This window comes from Microbacterium sp. NPDC055357 (assembly GCF_053644835.1).
The window spans coordinates 1-13,157 of record NZ_JBSHLZ010000013.1 but is presented as its reverse complement, the minus strand read 5'-3'; the positions used below and the strand labels follow the sequence as shown (position 1 = coordinate 13,157).

The window sequence follows — 13,157 nt, the reverse complement described above, 5'->3', positions numbered from 1 at the left end:
CCACTCCCCCACCCGGTCCCTGAGCCTGCCGAAGGGTCGGCCGCTCTACGCCGCCTCGTCCACCTGCCGCCGCAAGTACTTCGGGGCCTGCGAGTACCACGCCTCGGTGACGAGCTCGACGAAGTGCTCGGGGTCGATGCGGCTCATGCGGAACGCGACCTTCGGCTCGCTCCATCGCGTCGTCTCGCGCAGGAAGACATCGGGCGCCATCTCCTTCAACGCGAGGGCGTCGACCGGATCGGCGACTTTGACTCCGACGACGAGCTCGCGCCCGATGATCTCGCGCATGTCGGCGGGAATGCTCGGCCACGGGTGGCATGCCCACGCGAAAAGCTTGCCGCGCACGAACCACGCGGGCCCGCCCGTCGTCGCGCGCTCCTCGACGCCCGGCAAACGCGCCGTGACGGTGCGCAGTTCATCCAGATCGACCACGCGGCGACCCTACTCCTGGCCTCGGACACCCTTCGGCAGGCTCAGGGACCGTGGGTGGGGACGACCCTTCGGCAGGCTCAGGGACCGGAGTTCGGGACGACCCTTCGGCAGGCTCAGGGACCAGGGGGTGTGAGGAAGCGACCCTTCGGCGGGCTCAGGGACCGGGGTCGGATGGGCTCAGGGAGCCGGGGCCGACGGAGTCAGGTGGAGAGCGCCTGCGCGATGTCCGCCCACAGCTCTTCGGTCGGCTCGCAGCCGACCGACAGCCGTACGAACCCGTCGGGCACGTCGTCCCCCCAGCGCGCGCGCCGCTCGGCCGATGAGTGCACCCCGCCGAAACTCGTCGAGGGCACGATGAACTTCGCACGCTCGATGAAGCGATCAGCGGCATCCGCGTTCTCGAGCGTGATGCCGACGAGGCTGCCGAACCGCAGCATCTGCCGCTCGGCGACCTCGCGCTGCGGGTGCGACGCGAGCCCGGGGTACGCCACCGCACCGACCGCCGGATGCTCGGCCAGGCGCTCCGCGATCACCGCCGCACTCGTGCACATGCGATCGAACCGCACCTCGAGCGTCTCGAGTCCGCGGTGCACGATCCACGTTTCGAACGGACCGGGAATCCCGCCCGTGATCTTGCGCCAGTCGCGCACCCGTTCCATGACGCCGGTGTCGCGACTCGCGACGTGGCCGAGGAGCGCGTCGGAGTGCCCGTTCACCGCCTTCGTGTCGGATGCCACCACGACATCGGCGCCGAGATCCAGCGGCCGTTGACCGAGAGGCGTCATGGTCGTGTTGTCGACGACGAGCAGCCCGCCGGCCTCGCGCACGCGTCGCGCCATGTCGGCGATGTCGCAGACGTCCAGCGCCGGGTTCGACGGGGTCTCGAGGAACACGAGCCGCACGCCGGTCACATCGCGATCGGCGTAGTCGCGCGTCGCGCACAGTTCGACCTCGACGTCGATCGTCTTGAGGTAGTCGTCGGCGATCAGGCGCGTCGTGTAATAGCCGTCGCTCGGCAGCAGCACGCGATCGCCGGGGCGCAGGTGGGTCAGCAGCACGGCGGCGATGGCGGCCATCCCTGATGGGAAGATCGCCGTCTCGGCGCGCTCGAGCACCTGCAGGGCGTCTTCGAGCGCCGTCCACGTCGGCGAGCCCATCCGCCCGTACTGGTACGGCACACCCGCGGGGTCGCCCGGCAGCGCGAACGTGCTCGCCGAGACGAGCGGTGGCGCGAGCGGTTCACCCGGGCGCAGCGTCTGCGCGCGGTGGTGCAGCACTTCTGCGAACGATAGTTCGGCCGATGTATCCATTCGTTCACTCCTCCCCCGCCCGGCGCGGCGTCGCCGGACGCTTCAGGGTTTCACACCGCAGCCCCGCACGCCCACACCCCGGTCCCTGAGCCCGCCGAAGGGTCGCCTCGAACTCCACCGCCTGAGCACCCACCCCGCCCCCTGAGCCCGCCGAAGGATCGCCCCCGCCGAATCGCCCACCCGCAGCATCCCGTCGTACAGTCGACTGACCCTCCCCGCACACGAACGGAGCCCCCGGTGTCCTCACGGCCGACGCCATCACCCGCCTTCCAGCGCAACGCTCTGGCACCGGGGATCCTGGCCGCCATCGTCTGCATCGCCGGGATCGCGCTCGTCGACCAGGAGCTGTACCTCGTGGCGCGGTTCATCATCGCGATCCTCGCCGTGATCATCGGATGGTTCGCCGCCCAGGCACGTCAGTGGTGGTGGATCGTGCCGATGCTCGCGATCGCCGTCGTGTGGAATCCGCTCTACCCGATCGTCTTCGACGGCCCGTGGTGGATCGGCGCGAACATCGCCGCGACCGCGACGTTCCTCTCTGCCGGCGCGATGATCAAGACGCCGCGGCCGATGCCCTGACCGGGGTGCCGCTCCCTCAGTGAACGGGGAGCCCCCGAACCGTCAGCGCTCGAGCCCATCGACCAGGTGCCGGTTCCGCGCCGTGATCAGCCGGCGCAGGTACGGCACGAGCACCAGCCGCTCCGCAAGACGCCCGAAGATCGGCGACGCGATCGTCAGCGTGTCGATCATGGTCGTGCCGGCGGCATCCTGTTCGAACACGTGCTCGTGGCGGAACGCGCGGAACGGCCCGCGCACCTGCTCGTCGACGAACCGGTGTGGGCGATCGAGACTCGTGATGCGCGAGGTCATCGTGAACCAGATCCCGAAGTGCCGCGCCCGCCAGGTCACCGTCTCGCCCAGGCCGATCGCACCACTGGTCACGCCCGCGATCGCCGTCTCGCCCGACGCCGCCATCGAGGCCTGGTGCTCGTCGATGCTGAGCGAGATGTCGAAGAGCCGCTCCGCGGGCGCAGTCGAGCGGGTCACGATCGAGACGACGGATGCCACGGCTCGATCATCGCAGTCCTGCGCGGATCACCGTCGTGAGCGCGCCGCACCCCGTCGCGCAGGATCGACGCCACCGCGGCGAAAGTCAACCGCCTTGGCGGAAGCGGCGCGCAGGGGCAGAGTGGCGCATGTCCGAACACCGCCGCGGATGCTCTGGAGGGCGAGGAACATGAAGCGAAACGTCGTGTCGGCTGCAGGCGGCCTGCTGGTCGTGGGGCTTTTGGTGGCCGGGTGCGCCGGGCAGGCGGATGCCCCGGCGAGCACGCCGCCGCCGGCGACCACCGGCTCGACCGCGACGCAGGATCCGGCGCCGAGCCCGACGCCGGAATCGACCGGCACGTCGTCGACCGCCGGCGCCGTGGACGAACTGCGCGACGGCACGTGGCAGGTGGGTGACGCCGGTGAGGTCGAGTTCTCGCTGCAGAACGGCTCGCTCGCCCTGGTCGAGGTCCGCCCCGCCGACGGGTGGCAGCAGCGGATCAGCGACGAGGATTCCGACGAGATCGAGGTCTACTTCACGCGCGACAACACGAGGTGGAAGTTCGAGGTCGAGCTCGAGCGAGGCACCATGGAGATCTCCCAGGAGCTGAAGATCACGCGGGGCGCAGGCGGCACCTATCCGGTGGGCAGCGCCGCCGTGGTCGCCTTCGACACCGACGGTTCGACACTCACCCTCGGCAGCGTCGATGTCAGCGATGGCTGGGCCATCGTCAAGCAGGACGAAAGCGCCGACGACATCGAGCTCGACTTCCGCAATGACGGCACCAACGGCAGCGCGGAGTTCGAGGCCGAACTCGAAGACGGCGGCGTCGACATCGAGATCAGCCAGAAGCTCACCGGGCCGATCCCCGGGTGACGGCTCAGATCGCCATCGCGAGCACGCCGTAGCCCATCGCGATGAGGAACGACAGCACGGCCAGCACGAGCGACAGCGGCGCCATCGTGTAGCGCTCCGGTTTGCTGCGTGAGATGGCGTTGACCGCGATGCCGAGCACGAAGTAGACGAAGATCACCCACATCGCGATCTCGGAGAACGGCGCGGGGAACACATCGATCGCGCCGACCCGATCCCACGCGATGAGGGCGATCAGCGCATAGACGACGATCGACACGGCGCTGCCGATGCGCAGGCGCGCGGGCAAGACCTCGTGCTGTCCGCCCCACGCGAAGCGGCCGATCGGCGCCCCGAGGATGAGCGCGATCTGCAGCACGGCGAGCACCGCGAGGGCGACGGTGAGCACGAGCACGAAAGGCACGGGTCCACGGTAGCGGGGGCAGCCGACGACGGCGGGGTCGTATCAGTCCGGAACGCGGAATGCCAAATTTTTTCGCGCTCCCGCGCACTGCTTTTATTAGGACGTTTGCGATGTCTCCACGTCGCATCGCGTGGGGGCGCAACAACTGGGGCTATCACGCGCACGATTCGATCGGCTGATGCGTGACAGCACCGCCTGGAGGAGAGCTATGTCTTCGTCCCCGTCGTCTCCTTTGCGTTCGCGCGGTGTGCGCGCGTTGCTGCACCGCGTGCTCGCCGCACTCGGTGTCTTCGGTTTGGCACTCGTGTCGGTCGTCGCGCTGCCGAGCGCGGCACACGCTGCGCCGAACGCCGACATCACGGTCAGCAACATCACGATCGCGCCGGCCGGCGAGCAGGCGACGGTCGGTGACACGCTGACGGTATCCGGTGAGTGGGATGCCACGACGGCGAACCCGCACGCCGGGGATGTCTTCACGATCGGTCTGCCGCCCGAGTTCTCGTTCCCGCAGAGCGTGCCCTTCCCGCTCATGGGCACGGACGACAGCGGCGCCGCGGTCGTGTGGGGCAACTGCCTCACGGATCCGGCCACAGGCACGGCGACGTGCGTGCTGACCGACGCCGTGACCGAGGCTCCCGAGCTCGTGAAGGGCACGTGGCAGTTCGAGGTCCAGGCGGTGCGGGCAACGACCGAGGAGAAGGTCGTGTTCGACCTCAACGGCGCGCCCGTCTCGGTCGACCTGCCCGGCGGGGGCGGCATCGATGACGGCATCGACCTGCCCGGCGAGGTCTCGAAGTCCGGCGTGATGAACCAGAACAACTGGTCGATGACCTGGACCGTCAACATCCCCGGCGCCAACCTCGTGGCTGCTGGCGACGAGGTCGCCCACCTGACCGACACCCTCGGCGCGGGGCACGTGCTCTGCACGCCCACCGGGCTGAAGGTCGAGACGGTGCGCGGCGGCACGGTCGTCGATGTGACGAGCATCGCGACCCTCGACGGCGAACCCGGCGACGCGCAGTTCGGCCTCGCCCTCGCGGGCCCGTTCGACGCGAACGTCACCTACCGCGTGACCTACCGCACCTGCACGCCCGACGGGCAGATCGACCCGGCCGGCACGACGTACGACAACTCGGCGCAGATCGAGGGCTGGGGACAAGCCGGCATCGGGATCGGCGAGGTCGCCAACCTGCCCTGGCAGCAGTCGCTCACCAAGTCCGGAAACGTGCAGAACGGCACCGCGCGCAACAGCACGATCGCGTGGACGGTCGTCATCCCGGGTGACCAGCTCGTCGGCAAAAACGGCTTCACCCTGACCGAGACCCTCGGCGCCGGGCACGAGCTCTGCGCCGGCACGATCAGCGGCATCCAGATCACCGAGCGTTACGGTCCGAGCAGCCAGCTGCAGCGAAACATCACCGACCTGCTCACCGCGACGACGATCTCGTCGTCGGCGCAGGCCTTCCAGGTGCGGTTCGACATCGCGGGCGACCTCGAGTTCCGCGCATCCGATTACCGCTACATCCTCACCTACACGACCTGCGTCACGAGCGATGAGCTGCCCGAGGGCGGCACCGCGTACGCGAACCGGGTCGACGTCGACGGGCAGGCCACCGGCACCGAGGCGACCGTGCCGGCCCGCAGCCAGGGCAAGAGCGGCCGCATCAACACCTCCGCCGTGACGATCGACGGCGTGCAGCACATGCCGCAGACGACGCTCGACTGGTCGGTCACGATTCCGGGCGAGATGATCGAAGACCTCGGCGGCTACCTCACCCTGACCGACACGCTCGCCGCGTCGCACACGATCTGCCCCGCCGGCGATCCCTCAGCGGGCCTGGCCACGCGTCTCAACCTGCGCGTCGAGGCCCGTGACCAGATCCAGAACGGCGGTCTCGCCACCGCCAACCTGACCGGCGTCACCGCGCTGTCGGTCGACGGCAACGAGCTCACGCTCGACATCAAGGCCGTCAACCTGCCGATCCCGACCGGCACGAGCGACGGGTTCAGCCGCGAATACCAGTACGTCATCACCTACACGACGTGCACCGCCAGCGGGGGCATGGATGCACCGGGCACGAGGTACGACAACGCGGTGTCGGGTTCGGGCATCCAGTTCTCGACCAGCACGACCCAGAGCAATTCCGGCAGCGGCACGGGCCAGGGCGTGACCCGCGGCTCCGTCGCCATCGACAAGGCCCTCGCCGAAACCCCGGGCGCCGCGCTCATCCCGCGCGACGCGACCTTCACCGTGCACGTCAAGGAGATCGACCCCACCGGCACGGTGCAGAACGCGTACGACCTGCGGGTTCCGCTCGATGGTGCACCGGTGAGCGGCCTGAACGCCCGCGGCACCGGGTGGACGGTCGAGCTCACCGAGCCCACGTTCCCGACGATCTCGGGCGTCGTCTTCGGTGACCCGGTGTTCGCCGAGGCGCCCGGCGTCACGGTGAGCCCCGACGGCAAGACCGCGATCGCGACGATCGCGCCGCGCACCAACGTCTCGGTCGCCCTGACCAACGAGGCGCTGCTCGGTTCGGTGAGCATCGTCAAGGCGCTGAACGGCGGCGCGGCGGATCTCGTCGACGCCGGCCGCACCTATCGCGTCACCGCGTCGATCGACACCAGCACGCTCGGCGCGAACGTTCCCGCCCAGCCCGACCGCATCCTCGACCTGACCGTCGGCGAGCCGGTCGTGCTCGAGAACCTGCCGATCGGCGCGACGGTCACGTTCACCGAGGCACGCCCCACCGACGACGACACCCTGACGTGGTCCGCGCCCGTGTTCAGCCCGGAGAGCGTCACCGTGACGCCCGCGCACGCCACCGAAGCGGCATCCGTCACCCTCACCAACACCGTCGAGCGCACGGTGGGCACGTTCTCGCTCGTGAAGACGGTCACCGGCGACCAGGCCGACAACCCGGCCGTGCCGGACTCGGTGCGGGTCATCGCCACGTGGACGGAAGAGGGCGCGCTCCGCGCCAAGACGCTGACCCTCCCCACCGACGGCACCCCCGTGCCGTTCGGCACGAACCTCCTGATCGGCACCGTGGTGAAGCTCACCGAGGTACCGCTCACCGACGGCTCCAGCATCGCCTGGGGCGCACCGGTGTGGTCCGGAACCGGCGTGACCGTGGCCGGGAGTTCCGCGACCGTGACCATCGGGCGTGACGCCGACGCCACGGTGACGCTCGAGAACCACGCCGCGACCTCGACGGCGGGCATCAGCCTGCTCAAGGGCATCGCCGGTGAAGCGGCGGGCGAAGTCGACCCGACGACCGAGTTCCCGGTCATCGCGACCTGGACCGGCGCCGACGGCGTCGAGGAGTCCCGCGAGCTGACCATCAACGCCGTCGAGCCGACCGAGCTGGGGGTGGTTCTTCCCGCCGGCACCGTCGTGACGATCACCGAGCAGACCCGTCCCGGCATCGACACGGTCGTGTGGGGCAGCATCACCATCTCGGGCGATGCGGTCGAAGACGCCGGCGATGGGTCTGCCACGGTGACCGTGTCCGGCCAGCAGAACGACGTCACGCTCGTGACGGTCGTCAACGAGGCCACGTGGGCCCCCGGAACGTTCTCGCTCGCGAAGAGCGTCGCCGGTGTCCTCCTCGAAGACGCCGACGTGCCCGACGCCGTCACGGTCGTCGCGACGTGGGTCGACGGCGAGGGCGCCCAGTCCGCCGAGATCTCGGTGCCCACCGACGGCACGGTCGCGCAGTTCCCGCGGCAGCTCGCGTACGGCACCGAGGTGTCGCTGACCGAGGTCGCTCTGCCCGGCAGCGCACGCTTCACGTGGGCGGATGCCGCGTGGAGTGGCGAGCGCGTCGCCGTCGGCGACGATGGCAGCGTCGTCGTGACGATCGGCGCGGCCGATGTCGCCGAGGTCTCGCTCGTCAACACCGCCGTGGCCTCGCTCGGCAGCGTCACGCTGACCAAGTCGCTGACCGGTGACGGCGCGAGCGCCTCGACCGGCACGGCGTTCCCCGTGACGCTGACCTGGACCGACCTGCTCGGCGAGGAGCAGTCGCGCGACATCGAGCTGGTGTCGGATCAGCCCGTCGTCGTCGCCGACCTGCCGCTGGGCACCGAGGTGCGCGCCGAAGAGCGGACGACGGGCCTCGCGGACCGCGTCCGCTGGGTCGGTGCCGACTGGGCGGCAGACGGCGAGAACGTCACGGTGAGCACGGAGGACGGCAGTGCCGTCGCCGTCATCACGGTGACCGGCGAACCGGGGGCGACGGCGGCACTCACCCTCACGAACGACCTCGCCTTCGACGCCGAGCTGCCCATGACCGGCTCGCAGGGAGTCGCGGTCTGGACGATCGCCGCGGCGTTCGCCGCGATCCTCGCGGGCGCCGCGCTGATGTGGCGGCGACGCCGCGCGTAAACGCATCGGGCGGCGACGGTGCATGTCGCCGCCCGCGTGAGCGCCGCCGGTGGTCCGGTCCCTGAGCCTGCCGAAGGGTCGCCCTCGAGCCCGGGCCGGTCCCTGAGCCTGCCGAAGGGTCGCGGTCCCCGAGCCCGCCGAAGGGCGTATCACCACCCCGCATCCCTCCTCTTCCTTGACGACGGCGTTCGCGCCGCAAGCACGAGGAGGAGTCATGGCTGCACGCAGCGTGACCATCAAGGTCCAGAACGATTTCGATACCGCTCTCGTGTTCGATCATGAGAGCCTGCAGCACGGCATCTGGGGCTCCCCACCCCCGCCGCGGATCGAGGCCGGCACGACGGCGCAGTGGGTCGCCGAGTCCGACGGCGTCGCGACGGGAACCGAGGGCACAGTCTGGTACCGGCTCGACATTCCGGGCACGACCGGTCTCGTGCGCCTGCACTGGGACAACCCCTACATCGGCAGCAACAACTTCGATCAGTCCGGTCCCGACGTGCTGACCGTGGCGCGCACCGGCAGCGGCTCAGGCAACGACGCGACAGCCCACTGGGTCGTCGCCGACGCGTCGACGACGGGTGACGGCATCCCTGATTCGTGGAAGACCTCCGGCGCCACGATCGATCCGGGCGACGGGTCGGGTCCGCAGTTCGTCGACCTGCCGGCGATGGGGGCGACGGTCGGCAAGCCCGACATCTTCGTGCACCTCGACTGGATGGATGACGCCACCCACTCGCACCGCCCGAGCGATGCCGCGATCCGGCTTGTGATCGACGCGTTCGCCAACGCGCCCTACATCGCGCGCAATGGGGCGGTCGGCATCAACCTGCACGTCGATGCCGGGCCCACCAGCATTCTGAATCCGACGAACGGTGCGACGTGGGGCTCGCTCAGCCGGGCGGCGTCGGTGGGGCACGTCACGCAGCTGGGCACGACGAGTCCGGATGCCGCGGGCAACATCAACTACGACTGGACCGACTTCGACAAGCTCAAGGCCCGCGCCGGCGGGCATCTGACCTCGGGTCGTGGCCCGATCTTCCGCTACGCCGTCGCATGCCACCAGATCGGCTCGGTCGGCAACAGCGGCGTCGCCCGCCACACCCCCGGGTCGGACTTCATCGTGAGCCTCGGCACGTTCGCGCCGCCGATCACCGACCTGAATGTGGCCGGCACGTTCATGCACGAGCTCGGTCACGCGCTCGGTCTCGATCACGGCGGCAGCGACGGGGTGAACAACAAGGCGAACTACCCGAGCGTCATGAACTACCTCTGGCAGATGTCGGGCATCCGCCGGGGTGGCGCGTTCGTCATCGACTTCTCGAGCGTCGCGCTCGCGATCCTCAACGAGGTCGCGCTCAACGAGACCGTCGGTCTCGGGCCCGGTTCCGCCGGATACGGCACGTCGCGCTGGCTTCCGGCGGCGGGTGCGACACCGGCGGGGTTCGTGCAGGTGGCGGATGCTGCCGCCCCGATCGACTGGGACGGTGACGGCCTCACCACCAACATCAACCTGTCGATGGACACCAACAACGACGGCTCGCAGACGTCGCTCGAGCCGTGCAACGACTGGCAGATCCTGCGGTTGCGCGGCGGGGCGATCGGCTCGGGTGGGTACGCACCGCCGACCGTCTCGGTGCTGCAGCCCGAGCTCACCCCGCAGCTGCAGGCACGGATCCTGCCGCCCGACACGACTCCCCCGTCGACGACCGCGAGCGTCTCTCCCCCGCCGAACGGGGCGGGCTGGAACCGCACGCCCGTCGCCGTGCAGCTCACCGCGACCGATGACATCTCGGGCGTCGCGCGCACGGAGTATCGCGTCGACGGCGTCGGACCGATGACCTACTCCTCCCCCATCGCCCTTCCGAGCGAGGGCAGACACCGCGTTTCGTTCAACTCGATCGACCGGTCGCAGAACGTCGAGCCCGAGCAGCGGTTCGCGGTCGACATCGACCTGACGGCGCCCGAGGTCGATATCTTCTACGATCCCGACCTCGATGACATCCTCGTGCACGGCCGCGACGCCCTGTCCGGTGTGCCGGCGGGACCGATCGCCCCGACATCGCGCGTCGACACCGAATGGACGCCGTTCGGCTCGGACACCGCCGAGCTGCGCGTCTACGAGGTGCGCGATCGCGCCGACAACACCACGACGCTGTATCTGAAGGTGCGGTGCTCGCCGTTCGCGTACGAGGCGAGCGTGCTCGCGCTCGTGTACGACGACTACCGCCGGGCGGGGCGACGGGAGCAGCAGGTCGGGCGTATGGTCTCGCCGGACGGCGGAAGCGACGAGCCGCGCCCCCGCAGCGAGCGCAACACGATGGTCTTCGAGCGTCTCGTCGGCCGCAATGCCGCCCATGCGCTGCTCGGCGTGCGTCAACTCGTCGCGATCGGCGACGGCGCCTCGCGCCGCGTTGTGAAGGCGCGCTGGGATGCCCTCGACGACTACTCCATCGTCGTGCACGAGTCCGGCACCGGCTCCTGCGCCCCCTGCTCCCCGCTCCCTGAGCACCACCCACCGGTCCCTGATCCCGCCGAAGGGCCGCCCGCACACTCAACCCCGGTCCCTGAGCCCGCCGAAGGGCCGCCCGCACACCGAATCACGGCCCCTGAACCCGCCGAAGGGTCGCGCGCGCACCGAACCCCGGTCCCTGAGCCTGCCGAAGGGTCGCAACTGCATTCTGCCGAAACAGCCGCCTCATCCCGCCCCCGCACCGACGACTGCGGTTTCGACGACCAACCCGCAACGGATGCTGCCGAGGAAAAGCCCGACCCCATCTCATGCGGCCCCGACAAGATCTCAGAGCGCGACGTCCGCGGTTACGTCACCTTGCATATCCGCAGCGACGACGGTCACCTCCACGTCGACGATTGAGCAGGTTCCGCAGTCCATCCGCGAGACGCTGTAGCATTCGGCGGTGGCGAAGAATGCGGCATTCATCGGACTCGCGGGTCCGTTCGGTTACGACTATCGCAATCCGGCACCGCGGGTGGATGAGCGCGACGGCAGCAGCCCCAACCCTGTTCTCGAGAACGTGCTGGGGCTGCTCCTCTGCTATGACGAACTCGTCTTTCTCGCGCCGCAGTTCTGCCCTGCGGACATGCGCGACCTGCCCTATGTCCGCTTCCTCACCGACGACCCATCGTCGATCGAAGCCGCCGTCGCCGCGCTCACCGAGTTCGATGCGGCAGATCAGGACGGGTGGATGGACGGCCCGAGCTTCGAGCTCTTCAGCGACATCTCGGCCGAGATGTGCGGGCCTGCCACCGGCGAATTCGCGATCGACAACCACACGCACAACCTGCATGTCGGACGAACCGAGGTGGTGGGAAATGGGATGCGGCTCGACAACGCGCTGCGCGACCTGTGGGTCGTGGCCGAGTTGGGCCTCAGCCACACCGACGTCATTTTCGGGTCGCCCGCTCAGGAAGCGCTGAACAAGGAACTCGAGCGCGAGCTCGCCGACAGCCAGTACTTCAGCACGACGAAGCGCTCAGCGGCGACGCAGCTCGCGGCGCTGCAGGTGCCCAATGTCCTCGGTCCGTCCGGTTCCTACCACGAGGGCCTCGAGACCATCCGGGATCGCCGTGATGTCGCCGAGTTCCGGCAGTACCTGCTCGCCATCGATGCCCCGGTCGCCGACGGGATCAGCCTCGCGAAGGAGATCTCGCAGGCTGCGTTCGCCACGGTCGATGAGCTGTCCGAGCGGTATCTGAAGGATCCGCACGTCTTCCGGTCGCTCGGCGTCCCCGCCGTCCAGGGAGCGCTGGATACCGTGGTTCCGGGGGCTGGCAGCGCGGTGGCCTATGCGGCGGAAGCGCCGTTCCAGATCGGAGACCGCCGGTTCAACAACGCGAGCAAGTGGGCGCCGTTTGTGGTGGCGCTGAATCGGCCGGCGCTGTGATGCCGGCGCACGGCGCAGCTCACACTCAAGGTAGAGAAGCGCCATGATCGAGCGAAGTCGCTCATGCGGCATCCGTATTGTGATGACGCGCTAGTCAGAGATCTAGGAAGTCGCCCAGCCAGGTGCGTACTGCTCTCAGACAGTCGATCGACACTTCGCCGGCTACCCTCGTAAGTCGATCCCGCGACAGCGTCCGGGGCTGCTCGGTCATGACCCACGATGGCCGGTCCAGCCCGCTCGACCCATCCACGCGAACGTGGTTCGGCCATCCGCGGTCGATGGTCGTGATCGGCAACACGATGACGAGTGTCGTCACGGCATCCAAGTATCCCGCGGACGCAACGACCAGAACCGGGCGATGACCACCTTGCTCTCTGCCGCGGACGGGCTCGAGTGCCGCCCAGGCTACGACCCCCGGGGCGAGGTCGGCGGTCGTCACGAAGCGTCGGCCAGTTCGGTGCGCTCCCAGTCTTCCGTCTCAGCCGAGTACGACTCTGCATCCTCGCTCGTAGACGCGTCGATCGAGGACTTCAGCAAGTGGAGACGCCATCGCCTGTCCTCGGCATCTGCGAGATGCGCGAGGTGCGCCCCGAGCGTGCGCCCGTCACGGGCGGCTTGCTCCTTGAGCCGGTCGCGGAGTTCGCCGCTGACTTTGATGGTCGTGGTCATACTCGGAGTATACCGACCAGCGAGGACGCATACCTGGGACTGCTGCACGGTGAGGTGACAGTTCCTAGTCACGCCGCCAGTGCGACGGTCGTGTTCATGATGGTCTCGAACTCGATGGGGGTCAACCGTC

The 13,157-nt window shown here is 69.2% G+C and carries 11 protein-coding genes; 5 read left to right on the top strand and 6 right to left on the bottom strand.

All coding sequences use genetic code 11. The features are described from left to right. Window positions 1-45 precede the first annotated feature (45 nt). Entirely contained in the window at window positions 46-432 is a 387-nt protein-coding gene (locus ACWICD_RS13460) for an MmcQ/YjbR family DNA-binding protein (protein WP_454140460.1), read from the bottom strand. Window positions 433-632: 200 nt separating this feature from the next. After that, window positions 633-1,742: a cystathionine gamma-lyase gene (locus ACWICD_RS13455; protein WP_454140459.1), complete on the bottom strand. Its 1,110-nt coding sequence runs from the start codon at window positions 1,740-1,742 to the stop codon at window positions 633-635. A gap of 237 nt (window positions 1,743-1,979) precedes the next feature. Between ACWICD_RS13455 and ACWICD_RS13450 the strand changes: the two genes are divergently transcribed. Beyond that, window positions 1,980-2,321 carry a DUF6804 family protein gene (locus ACWICD_RS13450; RefSeq protein ID WP_454140458.1) on the top strand — a complete coding sequence of 114 codons (342 nt, stop codon included), beginning with the start codon at window positions 1,980-1,982 and terminating at the stop codon, window positions 2,319-2,321. A 42-nt stretch (window positions 2,322-2,363) separates the two neighbouring features. Here the strand turns inward: ACWICD_RS13450 and ACWICD_RS13445 are convergent, their stop codons facing one another. Next, the gene (locus ACWICD_RS13445) at window positions 2,364-2,810 is read right to left on the bottom strand and encodes an SRPBCC family protein (protein WP_454140457.1); all 447 of its coding nucleotides are present in this window, start codon (window positions 2,808-2,810) and stop codon (window positions 2,364-2,366) included. A 169-nt stretch (window positions 2,811-2,979) separates the two neighbouring features. On the opposite strand from ACWICD_RS13445, the gene ACWICD_RS13440 reads away from it, so the two are divergent. Then, a complete protein-coding gene (locus tag ACWICD_RS13440; RefSeq protein ID WP_376127995.1) occupies window positions 2,980-3,666 on the top strand; it encodes a hypothetical protein in 687 nt (228 codons plus the stop codon). A 4-nt stretch (window positions 3,667-3,670) separates the two neighbouring features. Here ACWICD_RS13440 and ACWICD_RS13435 read toward each other — a convergent pair whose 3' ends face one another. Beyond that, entirely contained in the window at window positions 3,671-4,066 is a 396-nt protein-coding gene (locus ACWICD_RS13435; RefSeq protein ID WP_454140456.1) for a hypothetical protein, read from the bottom strand. 208 nt (window positions 4,067-4,274) lie between these two features. On the opposite strand from ACWICD_RS13435, the gene ACWICD_RS13430 reads away from it, so the two are divergent. The 3 genes from ACWICD_RS13430 (at window position 4,275) to ACWICD_RS13420 (ending at window position 12,358) form a co-directional block, all read left to right on the top strand. After that, on the top strand, window positions 4,275-8,456 hold the full coding sequence (locus ACWICD_RS13430; protein WP_454140455.1) for a DUF5979 domain-containing protein: 4,182 nt from the start codon (window positions 4,275-4,277) through the stop codon (window positions 8,454-8,456). A gap of 214 nt (window positions 8,457-8,670) precedes the next feature. Continuing rightward, window positions 8,671-11,328 carry an OmpL47-type beta-barrel domain-containing protein gene (locus tag ACWICD_RS13425; protein ID WP_454140454.1) on the top strand — a complete coding sequence of 886 codons (2,658 nt, stop codon included), beginning with the start codon at window positions 8,671-8,673 and terminating at the stop codon, window positions 11,326-11,328. A gap of 43 nt (window positions 11,329-11,371) precedes the next feature. Next, window positions 11,372-12,358: a hypothetical protein gene (locus ACWICD_RS13420; RefSeq protein WP_454140453.1), complete on the top strand. Its 987-nt coding sequence runs from the start codon at window positions 11,372-11,374 to the stop codon at window positions 12,356-12,358. A gap of 94 nt (window positions 12,359-12,452) precedes the next feature. Here ACWICD_RS13420 and ACWICD_RS13415 read toward each other — a convergent pair whose 3' ends face one another. Together ACWICD_RS13415 and ACWICD_RS13410 are read right to left on the bottom strand one after the other, a co-directional pair. Then, entirely contained in the window at window positions 12,453-12,797 is a 345-nt protein-coding gene (locus tag ACWICD_RS13415; RefSeq protein WP_454140452.1) for a type II toxin-antitoxin system PemK/MazF family toxin, read from the bottom strand. Beyond that, window positions 12,794-13,027: a hypothetical protein gene (locus ACWICD_RS13410; protein WP_454140451.1), complete on the bottom strand. Its 234-nt coding sequence runs from the start codon at window positions 13,025-13,027 to the stop codon at window positions 12,794-12,796. The genes ACWICD_RS13415 and ACWICD_RS13410 overlap by 4 nt, the downstream gene beginning before the upstream one ends. Between the last annotated feature and the right edge of the window lie 130 nt (window positions 13,028-13,157).